This window comes from Streptomyces koelreuteriae, assembly GCF_018604545.1.
Taxonomy (GTDB): Bacteria; Actinomycetota; Actinomycetes; order Streptomycetales; family Streptomycetaceae; genus Streptomyces; species Streptomyces koelreuteriae.
On sequence record NZ_CP075896.1, the window covers coordinates 5,025,573 to 5,050,529 of the forward strand.

General features: G+C 72.7%; 19 protein-coding genes. 11 read left to right on the forward strand and 8 right to left on the reverse strand.

Translation table 11 applies throughout. The annotated features are described in order from the left end of the window. Nucleotides 1–57: 57 nt before the first annotated feature. The 3 genes from KJK29_RS22805 to KJK29_RS22815 all read right to left on the reverse strand — a co-directional run bounded on the left by KJK29_RS22805 (nucleotide 58) and on the right by KJK29_RS22815 (nucleotide 4,420). Complete coding sequence (locus KJK29_RS22805; RefSeq protein WP_215121001.1) at nucleotides 58–1,830, reverse strand: LCP family protein; 1,773 nt, start codon at nucleotides 1,828–1,830, stop codon at nucleotides 58–60. 240 nt (nucleotides 1,831–2,070) lie between these two features. Next, the gene (locus KJK29_RS22810; protein ID WP_215124412.1) at nucleotides 2,071–3,273 is read right to left on the reverse strand and encodes an LCP family protein; all 1,203 of its coding nucleotides are present in this window, start codon (nucleotides 3,271–3,273) and stop codon (nucleotides 2,071–2,073) included. Nucleotides 3,274–3,664: 391 nt separating this feature from the next. Further along, nucleotides 3,665–4,420 (reverse strand): TIGR03089 family protein, encoded by a 756-nt coding sequence (locus KJK29_RS22815; RefSeq protein WP_215121002.1) that lies wholly within the window; start codon nucleotides 4,418–4,420, stop codon nucleotides 3,665–3,667. A 149-nt stretch (nucleotides 4,421–4,569) separates the two neighbouring features. Here KJK29_RS22815 and KJK29_RS22820 point away from each other — a divergent pair, with 149 nt between their 5' ends. Further along, nucleotides 4,570–6,024, forward strand: coding sequence for a peptidoglycan recognition protein family protein (locus KJK29_RS22820; RefSeq protein WP_215121003.1), 1,455 nt, complete (start codon nucleotides 4,570–4,572; stop codon nucleotides 6,022–6,024). Nucleotides 6,025–6,135: 111 nt separating this feature from the next. Continuing rightward, nucleotides 6,136–7,218, forward strand: a complete 1,083-nt coding sequence (manB, locus tag KJK29_RS22825; RefSeq protein WP_215121004.1) for a mannose-1-phosphate guanylyltransferase — start codon at nucleotides 6,136–6,138, stop codon at nucleotides 7,216–7,218. 314 nt (nucleotides 7,219–7,532) lie between these two features. Here the strand turns inward: manB and KJK29_RS22830 are convergent, their stop codons facing one another. The 4 genes from KJK29_RS22830 to KJK29_RS22845 form a co-directional block, all read right to left on the reverse strand. After that, nucleotides 7,533–8,534: a DNA-3-methyladenine glycosylase family protein gene (locus KJK29_RS22830; protein WP_215121005.1), complete on the reverse strand. Its 1,002-nt coding sequence runs from the start codon at nucleotides 8,532–8,534 to the stop codon at nucleotides 7,533–7,535. Between the two features lie 89 nt (nucleotides 8,535–8,623). Beyond that, a complete protein-coding gene (locus KJK29_RS22835; RefSeq protein ID WP_215121006.1) occupies nucleotides 8,624–9,946 on the reverse strand; it encodes a coenzyme F420-0:L-glutamate ligase in 1,323 nt (440 codons plus the stop codon). Then, entirely contained in the window at nucleotides 9,943–10,902 is a 960-nt protein-coding gene (gene cofD, locus KJK29_RS22840) for a 2-phospho-L-lactate transferase (protein ID WP_215121007.1), read from the reverse strand. Before cofD ends, KJK29_RS22835 begins: the two co-directional genes overlap by 4 nt. A gap of 33 nt (nucleotides 10,903–10,935) precedes the next feature. Further along, nucleotides 10,936–11,442: a cysteine dioxygenase gene (locus KJK29_RS22845; protein ID WP_215121008.1), complete on the reverse strand. Its 507-nt coding sequence runs from the start codon at nucleotides 11,440–11,442 to the stop codon at nucleotides 10,936–10,938. Between the two features lie 661 nt (nucleotides 11,443–12,103). On the opposite strand from KJK29_RS22845, the gene KJK29_RS22850 reads away from it, so the two are divergent. The 3 genes from KJK29_RS22850 to KJK29_RS22860 all read left to right on the forward strand — a co-directional run bounded on the left by KJK29_RS22850 (nucleotide 12,104) and on the right by KJK29_RS22860 (nucleotide 17,714). Beyond that, nucleotides 12,104–12,367, forward strand: coding sequence for a WhiB family transcriptional regulator (locus KJK29_RS22850; RefSeq protein WP_003990679.1), 264 nt, complete (start codon nucleotides 12,104–12,106; stop codon nucleotides 12,365–12,367). A gap of 161 nt (nucleotides 12,368–12,528) precedes the next feature. After that, nucleotides 12,529–16,254 carry a glycosyltransferase gene (locus tag KJK29_RS22855; protein WP_215121009.1) on the forward strand — a complete coding sequence of 1,242 codons (3,726 nt, stop codon included), beginning with the start codon at nucleotides 12,529–12,531 and terminating at the stop codon, nucleotides 16,252–16,254. Next, complete coding sequence (locus tag KJK29_RS22860) at nucleotides 16,251–17,714, forward strand: DUF5719 family protein (protein ID WP_215121010.1); 1,464 nt, start codon at nucleotides 16,251–16,253, stop codon at nucleotides 17,712–17,714. Before KJK29_RS22855 ends, KJK29_RS22860 begins: the two co-directional genes overlap by 4 nt. 40 nt (nucleotides 17,715–17,754) lie before the next feature. Here the strand turns inward: KJK29_RS22860 and KJK29_RS22865 are convergent, their stop codons facing one another. Beyond that, entirely contained in the window at nucleotides 17,755–18,210 is a 456-nt protein-coding gene (locus KJK29_RS22865) for a metallopeptidase family protein (protein WP_215121011.1), read from the reverse strand. Between the two features lie 294 nt (nucleotides 18,211–18,504). Here KJK29_RS22865 and KJK29_RS22870 point away from each other — a divergent pair, with 294 nt between their 5' ends. The 6 genes from KJK29_RS22870 to manA all read left to right on the forward strand — a co-directional run bounded on the left by KJK29_RS22870 (nucleotide 18,505) and on the right by manA (nucleotide 24,890). Next, complete coding sequence (locus KJK29_RS22870; protein WP_215121012.1) at nucleotides 18,505–18,927, forward strand: DUF3499 domain-containing protein; 423 nt, start codon at nucleotides 18,505–18,507, stop codon at nucleotides 18,925–18,927. A 120-nt stretch (nucleotides 18,928–19,047) separates the two neighbouring features. Then, complete coding sequence (locus tag KJK29_RS22875) at nucleotides 19,048–20,664, forward strand: L-lactate permease (protein ID WP_215121013.1); 1,617 nt, start codon at nucleotides 19,048–19,050, stop codon at nucleotides 20,662–20,664. Nucleotides 20,665–20,769: 105 nt separating this feature from the next. Continuing rightward, the gene (locus KJK29_RS22880) at nucleotides 20,770–22,134 is read left to right on the forward strand and encodes a phosphomannomutase/phosphoglucomutase (RefSeq protein ID WP_215121014.1); all 1,365 of its coding nucleotides are present in this window, start codon (nucleotides 20,770–20,772) and stop codon (nucleotides 22,132–22,134) included. A 100-nt stretch (nucleotides 22,135–22,234) separates the two neighbouring features. Then, nucleotides 22,235–22,405, forward strand: coding sequence for a Trm112 family protein (locus KJK29_RS22885; protein ID WP_184598287.1), 171 nt, complete (start codon nucleotides 22,235–22,237; stop codon nucleotides 22,403–22,405). A gap of 118 nt (nucleotides 22,406–22,523) precedes the next feature. Continuing rightward, on the forward strand, nucleotides 22,524–23,651 hold the full coding sequence (locus tag KJK29_RS22890; protein ID WP_215121015.1) for an SIS domain-containing protein: 1,128 nt from the start codon (nucleotides 22,524–22,526) through the stop codon (nucleotides 23,649–23,651). An 87-nt stretch (nucleotides 23,652–23,738) separates the two neighbouring features. Further along, the gene (manA, locus tag KJK29_RS22895; RefSeq protein ID WP_215121016.1) at nucleotides 23,739–24,890 is read left to right on the forward strand and encodes a mannose-6-phosphate isomerase, class I; all 1,152 of its coding nucleotides are present in this window, start codon (nucleotides 23,739–23,741) and stop codon (nucleotides 24,888–24,890) included. Nucleotides 24,891–24,957: the final 67 nt, after the last annotated feature.

Here is a 24,957-nt window from a genome sequence, read left to right on the forward strand (position 1 = left end):
CGTGTCACCGAAAAGGCCTGCCGTACGCCCAGTGAGACGTACGACAGGCCCTTCAGGTCACTCGGCGCACTCCACCTTGTCCGCCGTGGACTTGTCCACGTCCGCCGGCGCCTTGGCGGGAGTGGTCTGGGAAGAGCCCGCGCCCTTGAAGTCCTTGCCGAGGGTCAGGGTCATCGCGGGCACGCCCTGGGCGTTCTCCACACTCTTGCCCGGCTTCATCGCGGACCCGGGCAGGCCCATGATGTCGGCGAGGCGGCGGGCCTGGTCGGCCTGGTCGGGGGCGTACTCCAGGGTCGTCTTGGCCAGCTCGGCGGGCGCGTTGCCGGCGTTCTCCGACTTGGTGACGCCCTCCTCGACCTGCAGCCAGCTCAGCGTCTCCTGGGCGCTGCCGGCGACGGCACCGCCGTTCATGATCCGCACCCGCACCTCGGAGGCCGCGGACTTGCTGCCCTTGAGCCGGGCGGCCACCGCGGCGGCTTCCTTCTTCTTCTTTTCCTTGACCGCGGTGAAGGAGACGTCGTTCTTGATCATGTCGAAGACCTGCGGGGCCGACGACTCGTTGAGGACGACCGTGGTCGGGACCTTCTCCGCCGGGTTGTCGATCACCGGCGTGGTGGCGAACGTCAGGTTCTTGGTGTTGAGCTTGCCCAGCTCCAGACCGAGGTCCTTCAGCTTGCCGATGCTGGAGAGCTGCGAGTCGACGGTCAGCGCCTTCGTGCCCGCCTCGGCCAGGTCGAGCATCTTGGAGGGGCTGGTGAGCGTGTCGTTGTCCTTCAGCTTGCGCATCAGCGCGCTCAGGAACTGCTGCTGGAGCCCGATCCGGCTCAGGTCGCCGCCGAAGCCGACCGAGTGCCGGGTGCGCACGAAGGCCAGCGCCTGCTCGCCCTCGATGGTGTGGTTGCCCTTCGACAGCTTGAGGTGCGAGTCCGGGTCGTCGATGTCCTTGCCGAGGCAGACCTCGACCCCGCCGACCGCGCTGGTCAGCGTCTTGACCGCGTTGAAGTCGGCGACCATGAAGTTGTCCGGCTTGACCCCGGTCAGCTCCGTCACGGTCCGCATGGTGCAGCTCGGGGTCCGGTCGTCCTGGCCGAGGCTGGTGTTGAAGCGGGTCTTGGGCGTGCCCGGGATGACCTTCTGCGTCCCGTCCGCCTGCGTGGTCGGGCAGTCCGGGATGTCGACGATCAGGTCCCGGGGGATGCTCAGCGCGGTCGCGTTCGAACGGTCCTTGGAGACATGCAGCAGGATCGTGGTGTCGGCGTGCCCGACACTGCCCGCGTCGCCGTACTTCTCGTTGCCCGCGCCGGTGCGCTTGTCGGTGCCGATCAGCAGGATGTTGATGGCCTTGTCCTTCTCGAAGCCACCGGTGCTCGCGCCGTCGTCGGAGACCGACGCGATGTTGCTGTTCAGGTGCTCGATGTAGAAGTACGCGGCGCCCGCCCCGGCGACCAGCACGAACGCCATCACGCCGCCGGTCCACAGCAGGGCCTTCTTGCCCTTCGCGGCCTTCTTGGCGGGCCGGCGCCCGCGCCGCCCCGGCAGCGGCTCCTCCGGAGCCGGGGCCGGAGCCCCGCGGCGCCTGCGCGGCGGCGGCACCGCACGGCCGGGCGCCTCGGACCGCCGGCGGCCGGGCGCCTCGCTGCGGCCGAGCGGCTGCGTGCTGCCGAGCGCCGACGGGTCCGTATCGGAGGCCGGTGGTTTGCGCGGCCCGGGAACACCCGACTGCGGTGCGGAAGGGGGCAGTCGCATTTCGTATTCGCCGGTGTTCGGGTTGAGCACCCACTGGTCTGCGGGATCGATGTCGTCCGCCCGCCCACGGCTTTGCGCGTCCACGGTTGTCTGATTCCTCCGTCGGGGCACGCGGCGCCTGCCCTTCCAAGGCGCTCGGTACAGGTCACACAGTGCGGTGTCTCAGGGATGTCCACAGAGCCGGTCGCACCGGGATCGCTCACACTAACCGCCCAGTTCGGCGTCGAGCGACGACGGTGACGAAGTCCACGTCCCTACACCTGGGCAATTCGCCCATTTCCCGGGTGAAGAGCGCGTCACCTTGAGGCGGCCTTGGTGTCCGCTTTACTCGCAGGTGTCCTCGGCTGCCGTGTTTCCACGGAACGTGGGTGGAGGAGAAACGGTGACGGCGGATTTCGTGAACGGACCCGGATACGGATCCCCGTGCGACCCGTCACGCGAATCGGCAGGCCTTCGCGGGGCGGAACCTCCCCGTGCGTCCCCCGCGACCACCACCGGAGAGTCCGTCCGCAGCCGCTCGAACAGCCTGTCCGCCTCGGGCTCCACGAGTTGGTCGCGATTGGCGTCGTACGCATACGACTCCCGGGGGACGGTCAGGAATTGCACTTGTTCCATGGGGATGTCGCGCAGGCCGCGCACGAGTTCGTACAAACCGCGCAGACTCGCCAGATCCGGGTCCGTTGTGAGGGAGGACGTGGCGGCGTCCAGCACGGGATACAGCTTCACCGGATTCAGCAGGACGTCATTGCTGCGCACCTTGTTGACGAGTGCGCCGAGGAATCGTTGCTGCCGCTCCATCCGCTCCGTGTCGCTGCCGTCGCCCAGGGACTTGCGGGCGCGGACCCAGCCGAGGGCCTGCTCGCCGTCGAGCGTCACGCGTCCCGCGGGCAGCCTCAGCTTGGCGGCCCGGTCGTCGACCGGCTCCCGCAGACACACCTCGACACCGTCGACCGCGTCGACCATCTCCTTGAAGCCGTGGAAGTCGACGACGACGTGGTGATCGACGCGGACGTCGGTGAGCTTCTCGACGGTCCGGATGGTGCAGGCCGAGCCGCCCAGCGCGAAGGCCTGGTTGAACATCCCGAACCGGGGCGCGCTGCGGGACCCGTCCGGGCGCCGGCACGCCGGCAGCTCCACCATCAGGTCCCGGGGCAGGGAGACGGCGGTGGCGCTGCGCCGGCCCGCGGACAGGTGCAGCAGGATCGTGGTGTCCGACCGCTCGGTCCCGGAGTCCCGGCCGTAGCGGGCGTTGTCGTCGCCCTCGCGCGAGTCCGAGCCGATGAGCAGGATGTTCCGCGCGTCCTTGACCAGCGAGGTGGGCCGCTCCTTGTCGTACCGCGCGAGTTCGGCGGCCGCGGCCTCGTCGGGCGTGATGTTCCCGCTGAGCTTCGCGTACACGGCCCATCCGGCCCCGGCGGCCGCCACGACGAGACCGGTGACCCCGAACGCCGTGAACCGCACCCACCGCCGCCGACGCCGCCGCGCCAGCCCCCGCCCACTGGCCGAGGCCCCCGCACCCGGCCCCAGCCTCGGCAAGGACCCACCACCGGTACCGGCCACGACAGGGACCACCCCTCACGTCGTACGAACGTGCCGTGCGCACTGCTCTTACGACTGTGGCGTGGATGGGGTCTGGGGGAGGGGTGGGGATGGGCCGAACGGGGCAGCGGCCCAGCCGCGGGCAACGGTGCCGCTGAGCTGCTATGCCTGCCCTGGCTGGGGGCACTCGCGCGGCTGAGCTGCCGTTGCCGCCCTAGCTGCGGGCAACCGTGCCGCTGAGCTGCTGAGCCGCCATGCCTGCCCTAGCTGCGGGCATGCGTGCCGCTAAGGGCGGCACGGGTGGGCGCAGCGGCACCCCGCTACGCCGGGCTGCGCACCCACCCGCCCCCAGCGGAAACGCCCAGCACCAGCAAACGGCCTACCGAGCAAGCGCCGTAACCCGCTCACTCTCCACCCGCTTGTCCAACACCCCGTCCCCCGCCGACTCCAGATTCCGGCACAACACCACAGAACCCCCCGTGGCCAACGCCCCGTACAACCCTGCGCTCAACCCCTCCCACGTGTCGTACGGCAACCCCGACAGAATCCGCGACCCCGGCCCGGTCAGCCCCAGCTCCGCCGCCCCCGCCCGAGCCCGCTCCACGACCTCGGCCCCACTGAACTCCCGCCCCGCCACGATCAGCGCGGGCTCCTCGGGATCCACCGGCGCGTACGGCACGAACCGGTCCCCCTGCCCCGGCACCTCCACCGCGTAGTCGACGAACCCCTCGGGAGCCTGCGGAAACCGCCCCCCGAGCGGCCGCAAGGCCATCGCGATCCGCGCCCCGGAACACGCCCGGGCCGCCTCCAGCCCGTCCGGCCCGCTCACCACGACATCGGCGGCCCGAGCGTCCCCGGACACATCCGCGACCACCCCCACCGACGAACACGCGAGCAACCACACCGCCGTCTGCCAGTGCGCCGGCAGCAGCAGCGCGACCCGGTCGCCGGGCTCGACGGACAGCTCGTCCTGGAGCAGGTTCGCGGTCTTGGCCACCCAATTGGCGAAGGTGGCCACGGAGAGTTCGACGCGTTCGCCCGTGGCGTCGTCGTAGAAGGTCACCAGGGGGCGTCCCGGATCCGCGGCGAGCGCGGAACCCAGCAGGTCGGCGGGGGTGCGATCGGTGGCGTTCACCCGCGCAAGCGTACGCGGCGCACCGCCCGCCGCCCAACGGCCCGGCCACCGCCCGCCCCGCGTTCACCACCGGTTCGGCCGAATCCCCGCCGACAGTCCGTCAACTCCCAAATGGACAGACTTATACGACTATGTCCAAGATCAGGGGCATGCGTGGATTCCTTGCTTCCTCGATCGGTGTCACCTGTGCGGCCGCTCTGGCCCTTCCCCTCACTCCGCCCGCCCTCGCGGCGACGGCGAGACCGGTGCCGACCACCGAGGTCGCCACGGCCGCGAGACCCGCGCCCCACGCGGGGGCGCCGGACACGACCCGGACCGACCGGCGCGCGGCCGAACCGTCCGCCGCCGGCAGCACCCAGTCCCTCCCCCTCGAACCCCTCACCCGCAACCGAGCCACCCCCTCCGCGTCCGCCTCGGCCGCCGCCGAACAGGGCCTGTCCCGCCGTGCCGTACGCCGCTTCTCCCTCGTCGGCGTCATCTGGGACGACCCCCATGCCGAACTGCACGGCCGCGTCCATGTCCGCACGCGCGCCGCCGGCACCGGCACCTGGTCGGGCTGGCAGGTCGTGGAGACGCACAACGCCGACCACGCGGCCGACCTGGACACCCCCGAGAGCACCTCGGGCCGCGTACGCGGTGCCACGGCACCGCTGTGGGTCGGCGACTCCGACGGCGTGGAACTCCGGGTCCGTTCGGAACTCCCGGGCACCGGCGGTCGCGGCATGGCGGCCGCCGCGCCCTCGCTCCCCTCCGGTCTCCGGCTCGAACTCGTCGACCCCGGCGAGGGCGACGCGGCGCTCCCCGGCGGCCCCGTGGACAGCCCCCGCACCGGCGGCCTGAACACCGAGTCCTCCGCCGCAACCGACGCCTCCGCCGCCAACGCGGACCTCGCGCCCCTCGGCGCCACCGAGATCCCGGCACTGAGCCGCGCGGCGACCGAGCGCGAGTTCTACACCCTCCGGGCCGGCGGTCCGGCGGACCGGCAGCGGGCGAAGCCGTACGTCGGCCCCCGCCCGAGTATCGTCACGCGCCGCGGCTGGGGCGCGAACGAGGGGCTGCGGGAGCGGAAGTTCGTCTACACGAAGAAGGTCAAGGCCGCCTTCGTGCACCACACCGCGAGCGGCAACAAGTACAGCTGCTCGCAGTCCCCGTCACTCATCCGCAGTATCTACCGCTACCACGTCAAGAGCATGGGCTGGCGGGACGTCGGCTACAACTTCCTCATCGACAAGTGCGGAAAGATCTACGAGGGCCGCGCGGGCGGCGTGGCGAGGCCGGTCCTCGGCGCGCACACCCTTGGTTTCAACAGCAACAGCATGGGCATCGCCGTCATCGGATCGTACGGAGCCAAGAAGCCGTCGTCCGCCGCCGTCAAGGCCATCGCCCGGGTCACGGCGTGGAAGCTGGGCCTGTACCGGATGAACCCGCGGGGCAAGACCTACCTGAAGTCGGCCGGCAGCAATCTCCACCGCAAGGGCAAGAAGGTACGACTGAACGTGATCTCCGGTCACCGGGACGGCTTCAAGACCGCCTGCCCGGGCCGGAAGCTCTACGGCAAGCTCGGCTCGGCCCGCTCCAAGGCGGCCCGCTACCAGGGCCGCTGAGAACAGGGGGCGGAAAGCCGCACGGCCAGCGAAGGCGCCACGGAACGGTCTGCATACACTGACCGGCCGAAAGACAGTTCGGACGGTCCCGGCAGGAAGCAGAGACGACACGTGACTGAAGCGATCCTCCTGGTCGGCGGCAAGGGCACCCGGCTGCGCCCGCTCACGGTGCACACGCCCAAGCCCATGGTCCCGGCGGCCGGGGTGCCCTTCCTCACGCACCAGCTCGCGAGAGCGAGAGCGGCGGGTGTCGAGCACATCGTCCTCGCCACGTCCTATCTGGCCGAGGTCTTCGAGCCGTACTTCGGCGACGGGTCCGCGCTGGGCCTGCATCTGGAGTACGTGACGGAGGAGGAGCCCCTCGGCACCGGCGGCGCCATCCGCAATGTCGCCTCCCGGCTGCGCTCCGGCCCCGACGACCCGGTCCTGATCTTCAACGGCGACATCCTGACGGGCCTGGACATCCGGGCCCTGGTGGACACCCACGAGTCGACGGGCGCGGACGTCTCCCTGCACCTCACCAAGGTCACCGACCCGCGCGCCTACGGGCTGGTCCCCACGGACGACACGGGCAGGGTCCTGGCGTTCCTGGAGAAGCCGCAGACCCCCGAGGAGATCGTCACCGACCAGATCAACGCGGGGGCGTACGTCTTCCGCCGCTCGGTCATCGACACGATCCCGCTGGGCCGGCCGGTGTCGGTGGAACGGGAGACCTTCCCCGACCTCCTCTCCGCCGGAGCCCACCTCCAGGGCATGGTCGACTCGACGTACTGGCTGGACCTCGGCACCCCGGCGGCGTTCGTCCGGGGCTCGGCGGACCTGGTCCTCGGCCGGGCCCCGTCGCCCGCCGTCCCCGGCCGCTGCGGCGACCAGCTCGTGCTCCCGACGGCGACGGTCGCGGCCGACGCCAAGCTGTCGGGCGGCACGGTGGTGGGGGAGGGCGCCTTCGTCGCCGGGGGAGCGCGGGTCTTCGGCAGCACGATCATGCCGGGCGCCGTCATCGAACCCGGCGCGGTCATCACCGACTCCCTCATAGGCGCCCGCGCCCGAGTCGGCGAACGCACCGTCCTCACGGGCACGGTCATAGGCGACAACGCGACCATCGGCCCCGACAACGAACTCCTGCAAGGCACCCGAATCTGGTGCGACACCAAAATCCCAGCGGGCGCGGTCCGCTTCTCCTCGGACCAGTAGCGCCTACGCGGCAGGCTGCGCTGCGTGCCGCCCCGACCCGCCGGCCCGCCGTAGCTGCCCCAGCTGAGGCAGTCGCGTGCCGCCGATCTGCGGACTGTCGGTTCCCACCCGGCTCCTGCGGATCTGCGGCCAGCCGCCTCCCGCCGGTCTGCGGGCCCGCCGGGCTGCGCGCGGCCCGCCTCAGCCGCCCCCGCTGCGGGCATGCGTGCCGCTAAGGGCGGCACGGGTGGGCGCAGCGGCACCCCGCTCCGCCGGGTTGCGGCCCCACCCGCCCCAAGCACCAACGCCCCGGGCACCCCACAACCGGCAGAACGTCACAACCCCCCGATATCCCACCGCGGCATCTTCGGCGCCCGACGCCCCGGCACCCTCCCACTCAGCAACACCAACCGAGCCGCCCGATGCCGCTGCCCCGCATACGGCTCCAACAACGACAACATCACGGAGTCGTCCGCATCCCGATCCCCACCCAACGCCCACCCCACGATCCCCGGCAGATGCAGATCCCCCACGGTCACCTCATCCGCCGCCCCATGACTCCGCTGCACCGTCTCCGTGGACGTCCACGGCCCCACCCCCGGCACAACCTCCAACCGCTCCCGAGCCGCCCCCGGCTCCATCCCCGCCGTCTCCTCCAACCGCCCGGCCACCCGCACCGCACGCAGAATCGTCGACGCCCGCTTGTCGTCGACCCCGGCCCGATGCCACTCCCACGACGGAATCAACGCCCACGTCCGAGGCCCCGGCATCACATGCATCGGCCCCGGCACGGGCCCCGGCGCCGGCTCCCCGAACTTCCGCACCAGCAACCGCCACGCCCGATACGCCTCATCGGTCGTGACCTTCTGCTCGAGAATCGACGGAATCAGCGACTCCAGCACCAGCCCCGTCCGAGTCAGCCGCAGCCCCGGCCGCCGATGCCGTGCCAACGCCACCAGCCGGTGCCGCGGCACGAACGCCGACGGATCATCGGCCGCCCCGAGCAGCTCGGGCAACCGCTCCAGCAGCCACTCGGCCCCGGCCCCCCAGGCCTCCCCGCGCACCCCGCCACCCGCCGCGCGCACCCGCAGCGTCCCGGGCCCGGCGGGAGTGAGAGCGGTCCGCCACACCGACCCGTCCGGTGTCGTCCGGAACGTCGGATCACCCGGCCCGCGCCGCAGCGGCCCGAGCACCAGCCCGAGATCCAGCGGCCCGTCCGGCACATGGTCCCGAACCCGCCCCGGCCCCGCCGCCTGCCGGGGCACGCCCGCGCCCACGGCGACATGCCCGCCGCGCACGGTCGTACGCGTGGGCCGGGGAGTGAACCGTCCTGCCATGAACAAGGCCCCTGAACGAAGTCGCCGGTATGAGCCGCTGGGATGACGAAAGGAGCAGCCCTACGAGCGTAGACGCCACCCCGCCCCGCTCACCGCACCTCGATGAACGCCCCCGCGTCCCGCTCCGGCCGGGGCCGCGGCTCCTCCGCCGGATGCCCGACCGCCACCGCGCCCATGGGATCCCAGTCCGCCGGCAGCCCCAGCACCTCGCGCACCACGTCCCGGCAGAACATCGTCGACGACACCCACGCCGACCCCAGCCGCTCCCCGGCCAGCGCGACCAGGAGGTTCTGCACACCGGCACCGGCGGCGACTACGAACATCTCCCGCTCGGCCCCGTCGCGCCGCGCATCGCCGTACGTGTGCGAGCCGTCCATGACCAGACAGGGCACGACCAGATACGGCGCGTTCCGCAGAACGTCCCCGCGCCGTACCCGCTTGGCGACGGACTCCTCCGTCTTGCCGTCCCGCCGCAGATCGGCGATCCAGGCGTCGCGCATGGCGTCGAGCAGCCGCGTCCGCGACTCCTCCGACTCCAGCAGCACGAACCGCCACGGCGTGGTGTGGTGCGGCGCGGGCGCCGTCACGGCGGCGGCGACCGCCCGCCGTACGGCACCGGGGTCGACGGGCTCGTCCGTGAAGGCCCGGACCGTACGCCGCTGGGTCACCGCCAGCCGCACCGCCTCCGACGTACCGAGCCGGAACATGTCGTCACGGGCGCCGCGCACCATGGCCCGCGCCCCTTGTTCGTCTTCTTCGTCACCGTCCCCCGCGACCAGATCCGGGAGCCCCCGGACGACGGCCACCGGCAGACCCGCTGCCTTGCCCTTGACCAGGTCGCCCGCGGAGGCGAGTTCGTCGGCGGTGGCGACGACGGTGGCGCTGAGCGGATTGCCGTACGCGTCCGTGCCCCCGCGCAGATCGTCGAGTACGCGCACTCCGGCCGCGCCGATCGCGACATCCGTGAGCCCCGCGCGCCAGGGCCGCCCGAACGTGTCGGTGACGACGACACCGACCTCGACACCGAGGATGTCCCGCAGTCCGTCACGGATCACGCGGGCGGACGCGTCCGGGTCCTCGGGCAGCAACAGCACGGTCCCGGAAGGGGTGTTGGACGCGTCGACCCCGGCCGCGGCCATGATCAGGCCCTGCCGGTTCTCGACGATCCGGAGGGCGCCGCGCCGGGCCACCACCCGTACCGTCTCCGCGTCGATGGCCGCCTCCCGGTCGGCGGCCCGGACGACGCGGCCCTCCGCCTTGGACACGATCTTCGAGGTGACGAGCAGCACGTCCCCGTCGGCCAGTCCGGGCTCGGCGGCCGCGATCAGCTTGGCCAGATCGTCCCCGGCCGCGACCTCGGGCAGCCCGGCCACGGCCCAGACCCGGTACCCCTCGGCACCCTCGCCGCTCATGCGCCCCGCACCTCCTCCGCGAGCGCCAGCGCCTCCTGGGCCATCCGCGCGGTCGCGTCGGTGTCGGTCATCATCAGCGGCACGGCCCGGCAGCGCACCCCGGCCGCCTCGACCTGCTCCACCACGCCCGCGTCCACCGTGTCCACGAGCCAGCCGTCCAGCAGGCCCGAGCCGTAGTGCTCGGCGACCGCCGCCGCGGTCGACTCGACGCCCACGGCGGCCAGCACCTTGTCGGCCATGCCCCGCACGGGCGCGTCGCCGACGATGGGGGACAGGCCGATCACCGGCACCCCGGCGTCGGCGATCGCCTCCCGGACGCCGGGCACGGCGAGGATCGTGCCGATCGACACGACCGGGTTGGACGGCGGGAAGAGGATCACGTCCGCCTCGGCGATGGCCTCCAGGACACCCGGAGCGGGCTTCGCCTGGTCGGCGCCCACCGGCACGATCGCCTCGGCGGGCACCGAGGCGCGCAGCCGCACCCAGTACTCCTGGAAGTGGACCGCCTTGCGCTCCCCGTCGACCTCGACGGCGACATGGGTCTCGACGCGGTCGTCGGACATCGGGATCAGCCGCACGCCCGGCTTCCAGCGCTCGCACAGCGCCTCCGTCACCGCGCTCAGCGGATATCCGGCGCCGAGCATCTGCGTCCGCACGATGTGCGTGGCGAAGTCCCGGTCGCCCAGACCGAACCACTCGGGCCCGACGCCGTACGCCGCGAGCTCCTCCTTGAGATGGAAGGTCTCGTCGCTGCGACCCCAGCCCTGCTCCTCGTTGATGCCGCCGCCGAGCGTGTACATCACCGTGTCGAGGTCCGGGCAGACCTTCAGACCGAAGAGGTGGATGTCGTCTCCGGTGTTGCCGATGACCGTGATGTCCGCGTCCGGCACGGCCCGCTTCAGACCACGCAGGAACCGGGCACCACCGATGCCGCCTGCCAGAACCACAATGCGCATGGGAGCAGTCTTGCAGGCCCCTACGACAGTGGGTCAGACAGTCAGGGCTTCCGGCACGCTCCGGGCCTCGCAGTGCTGAGCCGTGTGCATCGGCATCGCCGTCAGCCCCGGGTAGTAGACGTGCAGACTCACCGCCGACTCGAGTGCGTCATTCACGACCTCGTGTACATACCCCGGCGCGAACACGCGCTGCGCGCCCGCCCGCAACGCGCGTGTGCCCCGCTCCGTGCGCTCCGTCAGCGTGCCGTCCAGCACGGTCAGCACCCCGGAGGAACGGCCGTGGTCGTGCAGGCCGCTGCCCTGCCCGGGCACCCAGGACAGCAGCCACACCTCGTAGCCCGGCCCGGTGCGCAGCCGGTGGTACCAGCGGCTGGTCGCGTCGTAGCGGACGAGGTGCTCCCACTGGGAGCGGTCGGCGGCGATGGAGCGGGCGAGGCCGACGAACTCGGCGACGGTGGCCGGGTGCTCGCGCTCCCGCTGGAGCAGGTGCGGGACTTCGAGGATGTCGCCGGCGATCTGGAGGTCGCTGTCGCTGTTCATGGGGTGGGGTGGTTCCTCAGTGAAAGTGGGTCAGAGGGAACGGAAGCCGGGGGACTGGTGGCCCGGCCTTCAGCTGGAGCGGGTGTGGCTCAACAGCTGGAACAGCGACAGCTACAGCGAGCGCGGGCAGCACCGAGGGACCCGGCGGTGCGGGTCGAGGTGAGTGCCGAGTTCGCGAGCATGCCCACTAGGACACCGGGTCACACCTCCGGTGTCAACTCGGCACCCGGTATGTGGGACGAGGTTCACCTCATCCGGTCGTTCACTCAGATGAAAGGTTTGTTCATGGCCTGGCAGGGACACATGGCGTCCATCCGGGCGCACAAACCTCGTTGCGTACTCGTGATCAGACTGTGATCAGATTCGCTTTGACGTGCGTGCCGGAACGAGATCGAACTCCTGGGCGTCCTCCCCTGTAGAGGTCCGTACGGGGTCCGGTGGCAGCGGGGCCTCTCGCGGGCTCCGTCTGCGTGTCAAGGTTTATGCCGATTTGAACACTTTCCGCACGGCCTTGGTTCCGCAGAGTGAATAAGGGGCTCAATAGCAGATCTCGGCTTGACTCGCCCGGAGCAGCACACTTGTAATTTCACTCGTGTCGTTCAGCCGCAATCGGTAACGGCTACATCACGGGGACGCGGATAAGAACAGACGAGGGGCGCACATGACCGAGCTGGTGCAGCAACTGCTGGTCGACGACGCGGACGAGGAACTCGGCTGGCAGGAGCGCGCGCTGTGCGCCCAGACCGACCCCGAGTCCTTCTTCCCCGAGAAGGGCGGCTCGACCCGGGAGGCCAAGAAGGTCTGTCTCTCCTGCGAGGTCCGCTCCGAGTGCCTCGAGTACGCCCTCGCCAACGACGAGCGCTTCGGCATCTGGGGCGGCCTGTCCGAGCGGGAGCGCCGCCGGCTGAAGAAGGCCGCGGTCTGACCGGATCCTGGTTCGTGAACGGCCCGTCGCCAGTGGGTTATCCACAGGCGGCGGGCCGTCTTGCTGCCAGCCGATAGTGTGGGCGCTCGTCCGAGACGCCCCGCGGCCCCCGCCGGTCGCAGGCGTCCACCGCAGTCCACCGAACCGGGGCCCGTACCTCGATGTCCGTGCACAGCCACCCGGCAGCTCATCACGACCCCGCTGCCACAGCCGTGTTTGACCCGGCCCACCCGTCTGCGTTCGACCCGGCCCACCCGCCCGAGTTCCCGCGTCATGTGGTGACCGCGGTCCTCGTCTCCCACGACGGTGCCCGCTGGCTGCCCGACGCGCTCGCCGGGCTGCTCGGCCAGGAGCGCCCCGTCCAGTACGCGATGGGCGCCGACACCGGCAGCGCGGACGCCTCCGCCCAGCTGGTCACCGACGCGCTCGGCGCCGACCGGGTGCTGCACCTCGCCCGCCGTACCGGCTTCGGCCAGGCCGTCGAGGAGTGCGACCGCAGCGCCCCGGTCCTCACCCCGGAGCAGCTGCCGTACCTCAAGCGCCCCAGCGGCTGGGACCCGGTCACGCGCTCCTGGCGCGACGACGCCTACGACATGCCCGAGCTCCCGCACGGCGAGCCGGTGCAGTGGCTGTGGCTGCTGCACGACGACTGCGCCCCGGAGCCCGACGCCCTGGCCCAGCTGCTGCGCGTCGTGGACAACGAGTACGAGCTGGGCCGCGAGGACGTGGCCGTCGTGGGCCCCAAGCTCCGCGGCTGGTACGACCGGCGCCAGCTCCTGGAGGTCGGCGTCTCCATCGCCAACTCCGGCCGCCGCTGGACCGGCCTGGACCGCCGGGAGCAGGACCAGGGCCAGCACGACCACGTCCGGACCGTGCTGTCGGTGTCCACCGCCGGCATGCTCGTCCGCCGCGACGTCTTCGAACAGCTCGGCGGCTTCGACCGGCACCTGCCCCTCATGCGCGACGACCTCGACCTGTGCTGGCGCGCGCACGCCGCTGGCCACCGCGTGCTGATCGCCCCGGAAGCCGTCGTCCGGCACGCCGAGGCGGCCTCCCGGGAGCGCCGCGCCGTCGACTGCGTGGGCCGCACCTCCGCCTCCCCGCACAAGGTCGACAAGGCCGGCGCCGTCTACAGCCTGCTCGTCAACACGCGTACGGCCGTGCTCCCCTGGGTGCTGCTGCGCGTCGTGCTCGGCACCCTGCTGCGCACCGTCGCCTACCTCGTCGGCAAGGTCCCCGGACAGGCCGTCGACGAGATCCGCGGCCTCATGAGCACCCTGCTGCGCCCCGAGCGGATCCTCGCCGGGCGGCGCCGCAGAGGCACCCCCCAGGTCGACAAGGGCGAGCTGCGGCCGCTGTTCCCGCCGCCCGGCGCGACCGTCCGGATGACCGTCGAGCAGGTCGCGGGCAATCTCGTCGGCAGCTCCGACCCCGAGGCCGTCGCCGGTGCCGGACGGCACGGCGGTGCCGTCGAGTCGGGCCCCGGCGGCGACGACGCGGACTTCCTGCAGGTCGAGCAGTTCGCCCGGCTCAAGCGCATCGCGCGCAAGCCCGGCCCGGTGCTCTTCCTCGTCCTGCTGCTCGTCTCCCTGCTCGCCTGCCGTGAACTCCTCGGCGGTGGCGCGCTCGCGGGCGGCTCCCTGCTGCCCGCCCCGGCCGACTCCTCGGCGCTGTGGGCGCGCTACCTGGACGCCTGGCACCCGGTCGGTGCCGGCGGCACCTCCTCCGCGCCGCCGTACGTCGCGCTCGTGGCGATGCTGGCGTCCCTGCTGTTCGGCTCGACCGGCCTCGCCGTCACCGTGCTGCTCGTCTGCTCGGTGCCGCTGGCCGGTGTCGCCGCCTACTTCGCCTCCCGCCCGCTGGTCGAGTCCCGGCTGCTGCGCGCGTGGGCGGCCGTCGTCTACGCCTTCCTGCCCGCCGCCACCGGCGCCCTCGCCGGCGGCCGCCTCGGCACCGCCGTCCTGGCCGTGCTGCTGCCGCTCATCGCGCGCGCGGGCATCGCGGCCAGTGGCCTGTCGAACCCGAGCGGCGCGCGGGGCAGTTGGCGTGCCACCTGGGCGTACGCCCTGCTGCTGACCATCACCACCGCGTTCACCCCGATCGTGTGGCCCGTCGCGCTGATCCTCGGAGTGGGGCTGCTGGCCGTCCGCCGGACGGAGATCACGGCGTACGGGCCGCGGTTCCTCGCCCAGCTCGGCACCCCCCTGCTGGTCCTCGCGCCCTGGTCGCTGTCGCTGCTGCCGTTCGGCTTCTTCCAGCAGGCCGGCCTGGAGTACGGAGCGGGTTCCGCCTCCGCCCTCGACCTGCTCGGCGCGAGCCCCGGCGGCCCCGGCACCGTCAGCGGCCTGATGCTCATCGGCATCGTGCTGGCCGCGCTCGCCGCCCTGCTGCGCTCGGAACGCCAGTCGGGCATCCGCACGGCCTGGGCGGTCGCCCTGGTGGGCTTCGTCTTCGCGGCCCTGTCCAACGGCTCCACCTGGGCCGGCCCCGCGACCCTCGTCTACGGCATCGCCCTCCTGGCGGCAGCCGCGCTCGGAGCCGACGGGGCACGCGCGCGCGTGGCCGAGCAGAGCTTCGGCTGGCGCCAGCCGGTCGCCGTGCTGATCGCCTTCGCCTCGGCCGCGGGCCCGCTGCTCGTCGCCGCCGGCTGGATGATCCGCGGCGCCGACGGTCCCCTGGAGCGGCGCGACCCGACCCAGGTCCCCGCGTTCGTCGCCGAGGAGAGCGGCAGCCGCGACCAGGCCCGCACCCTCGTCCTCGACAGCGACTCCGGCGCCCACGTCGGCTACATGCTCGTGCGCGGCTCCGGCGCCCGCCTCGGCGACGGCGAGGTCGCCGCGGCCGACGGCGAGAACGGCAGGCTCGACAAGGTCGTCGCCAACCTCGTCGCAGGCTCCGGCGCCGACCAGGCCGACCAGCTCGGCGGCTTCGCCGTGCGCTACGTCCTCGTCCACCAGGGCGCGCCCCGCGAGGTCACCCGTGTCCTGGACGCCACGCCCGGCCTGACCCGGCTCAGCCAGCAGAGCGACGGCGCGCTGTGGCGCATCGACCGCGAGGTGGCGCGCGCCGCCATCGTCCCCGCCTCCGGATCCGGCACCCCGCAGCCCGTCGCCGCCGGGCCCGTCGACATCCACACCAGGATCCCGACCGGCGCCGAGGGGCGCGTACTGCGCCTCGCCGACACCGCCGCCGACGGCTGGACCGCCACGCTGGACGGCAAGCCGCTGACCCGCACCACGGTCGACGGCTGGGCTCAGGGCTTCGAACTCCCCGCCACCGGCGGCACGCTGGACGTCACCTACGACGACCCGATCGGCCACACGGCGTGGCTGTGGACGCAGGGCCTGCTCGCCGTCGTCCTCGTGGTGCTCGCCCTGCCCGGCCGGCGCCGCGACGTCGACGACGACATGCCCGAGGAGCCGGTCGTCCCGGCCCAGGCCGTCGCCGGCGAGGGCCGCCGCGCCCGCCGCCTGCGCGCCCAGGCCGAGGCCGAGACCGAGCCCCCGGCCGAAGGGACCCCCGGCCCCGGGGAGTTCCCGCCCCCGCAGCCCGAGCAGCCGCCCGCCGCGGTGCCGCAGCAGCACAATTACGGCCAGTGGGACGGGGCCGGCCACCCCGGCGGCGGCGAATACGCGGGGTACGGCGACCAGTACCAGGGTGCCGCGTACCCGGCGGACGCGTACGGCGGGCCGTACCAGGCGGATCCGTACCAGGGCGGCCAGTACGACCCGTACGCGTACGGCGGCTCGCCCCAGGCTCCGCAGTACGACCAGGCGGGCTACGACCAGGCCTACCACCAGGGCTACGGCACGCCGTACGACCCGGCGCAGGAGCAGCACCACCCCCACGGCACGGGCAGTGAGCGTCCCGACGGGAGCCAGCAGTGAACCGCACCACCCTGTCCCTCATCGCCGGTGTGACCGCGCTCGCCGCCGTCACCGGCTTCGCCGCGCTGTCCGCCCCGGACACCCCGGGCGCGGACGCCACCGCCAAGGCGGCCGCCCAACTGCCCGTGGAGCGCACGAGCCTGCTGTGCCCGGCGCCCAGTACGTCCGACCTCGCCGAGACGTCGTACACGTCCTTCACGCCCGTCACGAAGGGCACGGAGAGCGGCGGCAAGGCCGAACTCCGGGCGGCGGCCGAGGGCAAGTCCGGGAAGCCCGTGCTCACCCCCAAGGAGCCCGGCAAGCCGGTCACCGGGGACAGCTCGGGTGCCGAGGCCCCCGCGCTCGTCGGGACCGCCGACGGCAGGTTCGCGCCCGGCTGGACCGTCCAGCAGACCACCGAGGTCGCCGCCGGGACCGGACGCGGCCTCCAGGGCGTCAACTGCACGGCACCGGACACGAGTTTCTGGTTCCCCGGAGCCAGCACGGCGGCCGACCGCACCGACTACGTCCACCTGACGAACCCCGACGACTCGGCCGCCGTGGTCGACCTCGAGCTCTACGGCAAGGACGGCACCCTGCAGTCCCCGGTGGGGGAGGGCATCACCGTCCAGCCGCACTCCAGCGAGCCGGTCCTGCTCTCCACGCTCACGGAGGAGGAGCAGACCAACCTCACCGTGCACGTCAACGTCCGCAGCGGACGCGTCGGCGCCTCCGTGCAGGCCCTGGACGACAAGCTCGGCGGCGACTGGCTGGCCGCGTCCACGGACCCGTCGGGCAGCCTGGTGCTGCCCGGCATCCCCAAGGACGCCACCTCCGTGCGCCTGGTCGCCTTCACCCCCGGCGACGAGGACGCGGACCTGAAGGTGCGCCTCGCCTCCCCCTCCGGGCTGATCACCCCGGCCGGGCACGAGACGGTGCACGTCAAGGGCGGCATGACGACCGCCGTCGACCTGGGCGACGTCACACGCGGCGAGGCGGGCTCCCTGGTGCTGACGCCGACGGACCGGTCCGTACCGGTCGTGGCGGCCCTGCGGGTCGTACGGGGCAAGGGCGACAAGCAGGAGACGGCGTTCATCCCGGCCGCCCGCCCGGTCGGCACGCGCGCGACGTCCGCGGACAACAACGCCAAGGGCAGCACCCTGTCCCTGACCGCACCCGGCCGCTCCGCCACGGTCAAGGTCACCGCCTCGGCGGGCAGCGAGGGCGGCACCCCGGCATCGAAGACGTACACGATCAAGGCCGGCACCACCCAGGACATCGAGCCCCCGGCCCCCGGCGGCCTCAAGGGCACCTACGCCCTCACGGTCGAGCCGGTCTCCGGCGGCCCGGTCTACGGCGCCCGCACCCTGACGGCGAACGAGAGCGGCGTCCCCGCCTTCACGGTCCAGACCCTCCCCGACGACCGGGGCACGGTGGCGGTACCGGAGGCGGACGAGGACCTGTCGGTGCTGCAGAAGTAGCAAGCGCGGGGGAGGGGACGCGGGGCCGGCCTCACAGGACTCAGCCCTGCTCCTCGCCGTACCGCGGATCCACCGTCTCCGGCGTCAGCCCCAGCAGCTCGGCGACCTGCTCGACGACGACCTCGTGCACCAGCGCCGCCCGCTCGTCGCGCCCCTTGGTGCGGATCTCCACCGGCCGCCGGTAGACCACCACGCGCGCGGGGTGCCCCTCGCGCGCGCTGATCGTGCCGCCGAGCGGAACCGCCTCCTCGTTCCACGCCTCGCCGGGCCCGTCGAGCCGCGGCACCTCCAGCACCAGGAAGTCGATGTCGGCGAGCTGCGGCCAGCGCCGCTCCAGGCGCTCCACGGAGTCCTGCACCAGATCGGCGAACGCCTCCGCGCGGCTCGCGGCGAGCGGCACCTGCGGCGGTGCGATCGGGCCGCGCATGCCCCGGCCGTGGCGATCACGACGTCGGGGCCCGGGGGCGGCGGCACGGGGCGTTACGGGCTTCTCCATCACTGCTGAAGGGTAGTCCCCGCCACGCGCGTGTGCCCGGCACCGCGCGGCCGTACGGACGGCTTCCGGCCGACCCGCACGGCATGTCGTTACATGACCATTCTGGCCAAGGTTGGGCTTGATTCCGTATCCCTACGAGACCGGCGAGGTCACGGCAATTGAGGATTTTGTGACGACTCTTGACCGCTCACAGGCGTGTCCGACCCTCCGGGCGACCGCGTCCTGGCAGGTCAGCCGGGTGTGCCGACAGGGGCCTGTGGGGCGTTTCACAACGCGACACGGTGGAGTGACCTGGTGGAGAGTCGTCGCGGCCCGCTCAAGAGTGCGGTACCGTCCAACATCGTGAGCCCTGTACGTCGCTGTTCGCGCACCGCCTGCGGCCGTCCCGCCGTCGCGACGCTGACGTACGTCTACGCCGACTCGACCGCGGTCCTCGGCCCGCTCGCCACCTACGCCGAACCCCACTGTTACGACCTGTGCGCCGAGCACTCCGAGCGCCTCACCGCCCCGCGCGGCTGGGAGGTCGTCCGGCTCCTCGACGGCTCGGCCCCGGCCCGCCCCAGCGGGGACGACCTGGAAGCCCTTGCGAACGCCGTGCGGGAGGCGGCCCGCCCCCAGGAGCGGGCGGCCGGGGCCGGTGGCGCGGGGCGTGCGGCCGACCCGATGGAGGTCGCGCGGCGGGGTCATCTGCGGGTTCTGCGGTCCCCCGACAACTGAGCCCTCCGTTCGGCTGCCGTCTCGCGCGCACCCATTGACGCGAGCTTGGCGCGGACATGACCATTCCGTTTGAAGGTTCGAGAAATCGCTTTCGCATGACGGAAACCGGGGAGGCGCCCGTTGTACGTCCAGGAACTGGAACCCGTCGCCGGCTCGCTGGGCGTGTCCGCCCTCGTGGCCGCCCTGCCCCTCGTGATCGTCCTGGTCCTGCTCGGCGGCGTCCGCCTCAAGGCACATCTGGCAGGCCTGATCGGCCTCCTCGCCGCCGTGCTCGTCGCCTGGCTCGCGTACGGCATGCCCCTCGGCCAGACCCTCTCCAGCGCCGCCCAGGGCGCCGTCTTCGGCCTCTTCCCCATCCTGTGGATCGTCGTCAACGCCCTGTGGGTGTACCGGATGACCGTCCGCACCCGGCACTTCGACATCCTGCGCCGGTCCTTCGGGCGGCTCTCCGACGACCCGCGCATCCAGGCACTCGTCATCGCCTTCTGCTTCGGGGCGTTGCTGGAGGCACTCGCCGGTTTCGGGGCGCCCGTAGCGATCAGCGCGGTCATGCTGGTCGCCCTCGGCTTCGACCCGGTGCGCGCCGCCGTCGTCGCCCTGGTCGCCAACACCGCGCCCGTGGCCTTCGGCGCTATGGGCACCCCGGTCGTCACCCTCGCCCAGGTCACCGGACTGCCCCTGGACTCCGTGGCGTCCGTGGTGGGCCGTCAGACGCCGCTGCTGGCCCTCGTGGTGCCGCTGGTCCTGGTCTGGCTCGTGGACGGCCGCCGCGGGCTGCGCGAGACCTGGGTGCCCGCCCTGGCGTGCGGAGTCGCCTTCGCCGTCGCCCAGTTCGCCGCCTCCAACTACGTCTCCGCCCAACTCGCCGACATCGGCGCCGCCCTGGCCGGCGCGGGCGCCCTGGCCGCCGTACCGCACGCGCGCGTGCCCGCCGCCGAGTCCGTACGCGCCTCCGTGCTGACCGGCGCCCGCAGCGAGGAACTCGACGAGGAGGACCCGCCCCGCGAGATCCTGCGCGCCTACGCCCCCTACGCGCTGATCGTCGTGATCTTCTCCGTCGCGCAGATACCGGCCGTCAAGGACTGGCTGGCCAAGACCACCCAGACCTACGACTGGCCCTTCCTGAACGTGGCCGGGCCGGACGGCGACCCGGTCAGCGGCAACGTCTTCACCTGGCCGATCGTGTCGACCGGCGGCACGCTGGTGCTCCTCGCCGGCATCTGCACCGCCGCCGTCATCGGCGTCCACGCGCGCGTGGCGGTCAGGGAGTGGCTCGCGACGGTCCACGAACTGCGCTTCGCGATCCTGACCGTGACCTCCGTACTGGCGCTCGCCTACGTCATGAACCTCTCCGGCCAGGCGGCGACCATCGGCCACTTCGTCGCGGCGGCCGGAGCCGGACTGGCGTTCCTCTCACCCGTCCTCGGCTGGTTCGGCGTCGCCGTCACCGGCTCCGACACCTCCGCCAACGCCCTCTTCGGCGCCCTCCAGGTGACCGCCGCCCGCGAGTCGGGACTCTCCCCCGACCTGCTGGCCGCCGCCAACAGCTCCGGCGGCGTCCTCGGCAAGATGATCTCCCCGCAGAACCTCACCATCGCCTGCGCGGCCGTCGGCCTCGCGGGCCGGGAGGGCGACCTGCTGCGCAAGGTACTGCCCTGGAGCCTGGGCCTGCTGCTGGTCATGTGCCTGATCGTCGTAGGCCAGAGCACACCGGTCCTGGGCTGGATGCTGCCCTGACGCCCGGGGCGACGTCCGGGCCCCGCACGGCGGCCGCACAGCGCGCTGTCAGCGGGGCCGGGTAGTTTGGGCCGACCGACAGTACTTTTTCAGGGAAGGTTGGCCGTGGCTGCTGATCTGTCGCAGGTCGTGAAGGCGTACGACGTACGCGGGGTCGTCCCGGACCAGTGGGACGAGTCCCTGGCCGAGCTCTTCGGGGCGGCCTTCGTCCGGGTCACCGGTGCGAGCGCCATCGCGACCGGGCACGACATGCGGCCCTCCTCGCCGGGCCTGTCGCGTGCCTTCGCGCGCGGGGCCGCCGCACAGGGCGCCGACGTCACGGAGATCGGCCTCTGCTCGACGGACCAGCTGTACTACGCCTCGGGCGCGCTGAACCTGCCCGGCGCCATGTTCACCGCCTCCCACAACCCGGCGCGGTACAACGGCATCAAGCTGTGCCGCGCGGGCGCCGCCCCGGTCGGCCAGGACACCGGCCTCGCGGAGATCCGCGAACTCGTCGAGGGCTGGAGCGAGTCGGGCGCCCCGGAGCCGGCCGCGACGACGGGCACGATCACCGGCCGCGACACGTTGCCGGACTACGCGGCGCACCTGCTCTCGCTGGTCGACCTGGCCTCCGTCCGCCCCCTGAAGGCCGTCGTCGACGCGGGCAACGGCATGGGCGGCCACACGGTCCCCGAGGTCTTCGCCGGCCTGCCGGTGACCCTGGTGCCGATGTACTTCGAGCTCGACGGCACCTTCCCCAACCACGAGGCCAACCCCCTCGACCCGGCCAACCTCGTCGATCTGCGCAAGCGCGTCCGCGAGGAGGGCGCCGACCTCGGCCTCGCCTTCGACGGCGACGCCGACCGCTGCTTCGTGATCGACGAGCGCGGCGAGCCGGTCTCCCCGTCCGCGATCACCGCGCTGGTCGCCTCCCGCGAGCTCGCCAAGCACGGCGGCAAGGGCGTGATCATCCACAACCTGATCACGTCCTGGTCCGTCCCCGAGGTCGTCAAGGAGAACGGCGGCGACCCCGTCCGCACCCGCGTCGGCCACTCCTTCATCAAGGCGGAGATGGCCCGGTCCGGCGCGATCTTCGGCGGCGAGCACTCCGCGCACTACTACTTCCGCGACTTCTGGAACGCCGACACGGGCATGCTGGCCGCCCTCCACGTCCTCGCGGCCCTCGGCGGCCAGGCAGGCCCCCTCTCCGCCCTCGTCGCCCAGTACGACCGCTACGCGGGCTCCGGCGAGATCAACTCCACGGTCACCGACCAGACGGCCCGCCTCGCCGCGATCCGCTCCGCGTACGAGAACCGCGACGGCGTCGAACTGGACGAACTCGACGGCCTCACGGTCTCCGCCGCCGACTGGTGGTTCAACGTCCGCCCCTCCAACACGGAGCCGCTGCTGCGCCTGAACGCGGAGGCGAGGGACCCGGAGACGATGGCCCGGGTGCGGGACGAGGCGCTGGCGATCATCAGAGGCTGACCGGACCGCGAGCCCGGCTCGATCCCCTCCGCCCCACCCTCACCGGCGGTACCCTGACCAGGCACATCCGCACCGCCCCGACCCCTGGAAGAGAAGCCATATGCCCCTCGAATCCGGTCTCCTGGACATCCTCGCCTGCCCGGCCTGCCACGCCCCGCTCAAGGAGCAGGACACCGAACTGATCTGCACCGACCAGAGCTGCGCCCTGGCCTACCCCGTCCGCGACGGCATCCCCGTCCTCCTGGTCGACGAGGCCCGCCGCCCCGCGTAGGACACCTGGGCGCATACGCCCATGTGAGCCCCCGGTGCGCATGACCCACGGCACAACGGGCACCGAGGCAGGACGACACCCCCAATAACGGACCCCGGCGATCGGAGGCTGCCGCCCCATGCTCGACGAATCGCTGCTCGACTCCCCAGAGGGCCTCGCGGAGGCCGACCACCGAGGCCTGCTCCGCGGCGCCGCGGAAGCCGGCGCCCGAGTCCGCACGGCCGCCCGCCACGCCGCCGAGGCAGGCATCAACGACCTCAAGCCCGACGGCCGCCCCCGCGGCGTCCTCATCGCCGGCCCGGGCGCCGCCGCCACCCACGCGGCCGACCTCCTCGGCACACTCGCCGGCGCCGGCAGCCCGGTCACCCGCCTCGCCCCCACCGGCGTCGCCCCCGCCGCGGGCGCCCTGCGCTGGGAACTGCCCGGCTGGGTCGGCTCCGTGGACCTCCTGCTGATCACCACCCCGGACGGCACCGAACCGGGCCTGTCCCTCCTCGCCGAGCAGGCCTACCGCCGCGGTTGCACCGTCGTCGCCGTAGCCCCCAGCAGGTCCCCGCTCGCCGACGCCGTGAACGGCTCGCACGGCCTGTTCGTCCCCATGGCGACCGCCCCCTACGACCAGGACGAGCCCTTCGCCGCGTCCGCCCCCGGCGTCCTGTGGGCCCTGCTCACCCCGCTCCTCGCGCTCCTGGACCGCGCGGGCGTGCTCACCGCCCCGCCGGACGCCCTAGGCAAGGTCGCCGACCGCCTCGACCGCATCGCCGAACGCTGCGGCCCCGCCATCGCGACCTACAGCAACGCCGCCAAGACCCTGGCCGCCGAACTCGCCGACGCCCTCCCCATCGTCTGGACCGAGGGCGTCTCCGCCGGACCGGCGGGCCGCCGTTTCGCCGCCGCCCTCGCCGAACTGTCCGGCACCCCCGCGGTCGTCGCCGAACTCCCCGAGGCCCTCGCCGCGCACAGCGCCCTGCTCGCGGGCCCGCTGGCCGCCAGCGCCGACCCCGACGACTTCTTCCGCGACCGCGTCGAGGAAGCCCCCGCCCTCCACGCGCGCGTGGTGCTGCTCCGCGACCGCCCCATCGGCGGCCTCACCGCCGCCCCCGGCGCCCGCGACCTGGCCCTCAGCCACGACACCCCGATCAGCGAACTGGAACCGGAGGCGGGCGACGAGCTGGAGACCCTCGCCGAACTGATCGCCATCACGGATTTCGCCGCCGTTTACCTGGCGCTCGCTTCGAGGGCCTGATCATGCCCGGGACACCCTGACGCCCACGCGGCAGCAGCCCGGGAGCAGCAGGCGTACGTACGCACTCACAGGACCAGAGAGATCCCCATGGACCGCCTCGACAACACCATCCGCCCCTACGCCTGGGGTTCCCCGACCGCCATCCCGAATCTGCTCGGCGTCGAACCGACCGGCGAGCCGCAGGCGGAGATGTGGATGGGGGCCCACCCGGGCGCCCCCTCCCGCACCGGCCGGGGCACACTCGTCGAGGTCGTCGACGCCGCCCCCGAGAAGGAACTGGGACCGGACGCCGTCGCCAAGTTCGGCCCCCGTCTGCCCTTCCTCCTCAAGATCCTCGCCGCCGGAGCCCCGCTCTCCCTCCAGGTCCACCCCGACCTGGCGCAGGCGAAGGAGGGCTACGCGGACGAGGAGCGCCGAGGCATCCCCGTGGACGCCCCGCACCGCAACTACAAGGACGCCAACCACAAGCCCGAACTGATCTGCGCGCTCACCGAGTTCGACGGCCTGTGTGGCTTCCGCGACCCGCTCGAGGCCGCCGGCCTGCTCGACGACCTCGGCGTCGACTCCCTCAAGCCGTACGTCGACCTGCTGCACGCCCACCCCGAGGACGCGGCCCTGCGCGAGGTCCTCACGGCGATCCTCACCGCCGACCCCGACGAGATGTCCCGCACGGTCGAGGAAGCGGCCGCCGCCTGCGACCGCCTCGGCGGCGCCTACGCCCCCTACGCCGACATCGCCCACCACTACCCGGGCGACCCCGGCGTGATCGCCGCGATGCTGCTCAACCACGTCCGGCTCCAGCCCGGCGAGGCCCTCTACCTCGGCGCCGGCGTCCCGCACGCCTACCTCCAGGGCCTCGGCGTGGAGATCATGGCCAACTCCGACAACGTCCTGCGCTGCGGCCTCACCCCCAAGCACGTCGACGTCCCCGAACTGCTGCGCATCGTCCACTTCCGCGCCGGCGACCCCGGCGTCCTGCGCCCCGAGGCCTCCCCGGACGGCGAGGAGGTCTACGAGACCCCGATCGACGAGTTCCGCCTCTCCCGCTACGTCCTGCCCGAGGCCGGTGCCACCCACGACCTCACCCGCCCGACCCCGCAGATCCTGCTCTGCACGGCCGGCTCCCTCCGGGCGGGCGAACACGACCTCACCCCGGGCCGGTCCGTCTTCGTCGCCGCCGGCGAAAAGGCCGAAGTGTCCGGAACCGGCACATTCTTCCGGGCCACGGTCATCGCCTGATCTCCCTACGACGGTGACCTGGCGCACCGCTGCCGGAGCGGGCTGCAACAATGGCCCACCGTCAAGC

Excerpts from the sequence above, each read along its gene's own strand:
- KJK29_RS22850 (WP_003990679.1), top strand. The coding sequence starts at position 12,104 with ATGACCGAGCTGGTGCAGCAACTGCTGGTCGACGACGCGGACGAGGAA.
- KJK29_RS22855 (WP_215121009.1), top strand. The coding sequence starts at position 12,529 with ATGTCCGTGCACAGCCACCCGGCAGCTCATCACGACCCCGCTGCCACA.
- KJK29_RS22835 (WP_215121006.1), bottom strand. The coding sequence starts at position 9,946 with ATGAGCGGCGAGGGTGCCGAGGGGTACCGGGTCTGGGCCGTGGCCGGG.
- KJK29_RS22865 (WP_215121011.1), bottom strand. The coding sequence starts at position 18,210 with ATGGAGAAGCCCGTAACGCCCCGTGCCGCCGCCCCCGGGCCCCGACGT.
- KJK29_RS22830 (WP_215121005.1), bottom strand. The coding sequence starts at position 8,534 with ATGGCAGGACGGTTCACTCCCCGGCCCACGCGTACGACCGTGCGCGGC.
- KJK29_RS22820 (WP_215121003.1), top strand. The coding sequence starts at position 4,570 with ATGCGTGGATTCCTTGCTTCCTCGATCGGTGTCACCTGTGCGGCCGCT.
- cofD (WP_215121007.1), bottom strand. The coding sequence starts at position 10,902 with ATGCGCATTGTGGTTCTGGCAGGCGGCATCGGTGGTGCCCGGTTCCTG.
- manA (WP_215121016.1), top strand. The coding sequence starts at position 23,739 with ATGGACCGCCTCGACAACACCATCCGCCCCTACGCCTGGGGTTCCCCG.
- KJK29_RS22890 (WP_215121015.1), top strand. The coding sequence starts at position 22,524 with ATGCTCGACGAATCGCTGCTCGACTCCCCAGAGGGCCTCGCGGAGGCC.
- KJK29_RS22885 (WP_184598287.1), top strand. The coding sequence starts at position 22,235 with ATGCCCCTCGAATCCGGTCTCCTGGACATCCTCGCCTGCCCGGCCTGC.
- KJK29_RS22845 (WP_215121008.1), bottom strand. The coding sequence starts at position 11,442 with ATGAACAGCGACAGCGACCTCCAGATCGCCGGCGACATCCTCGAAGTC.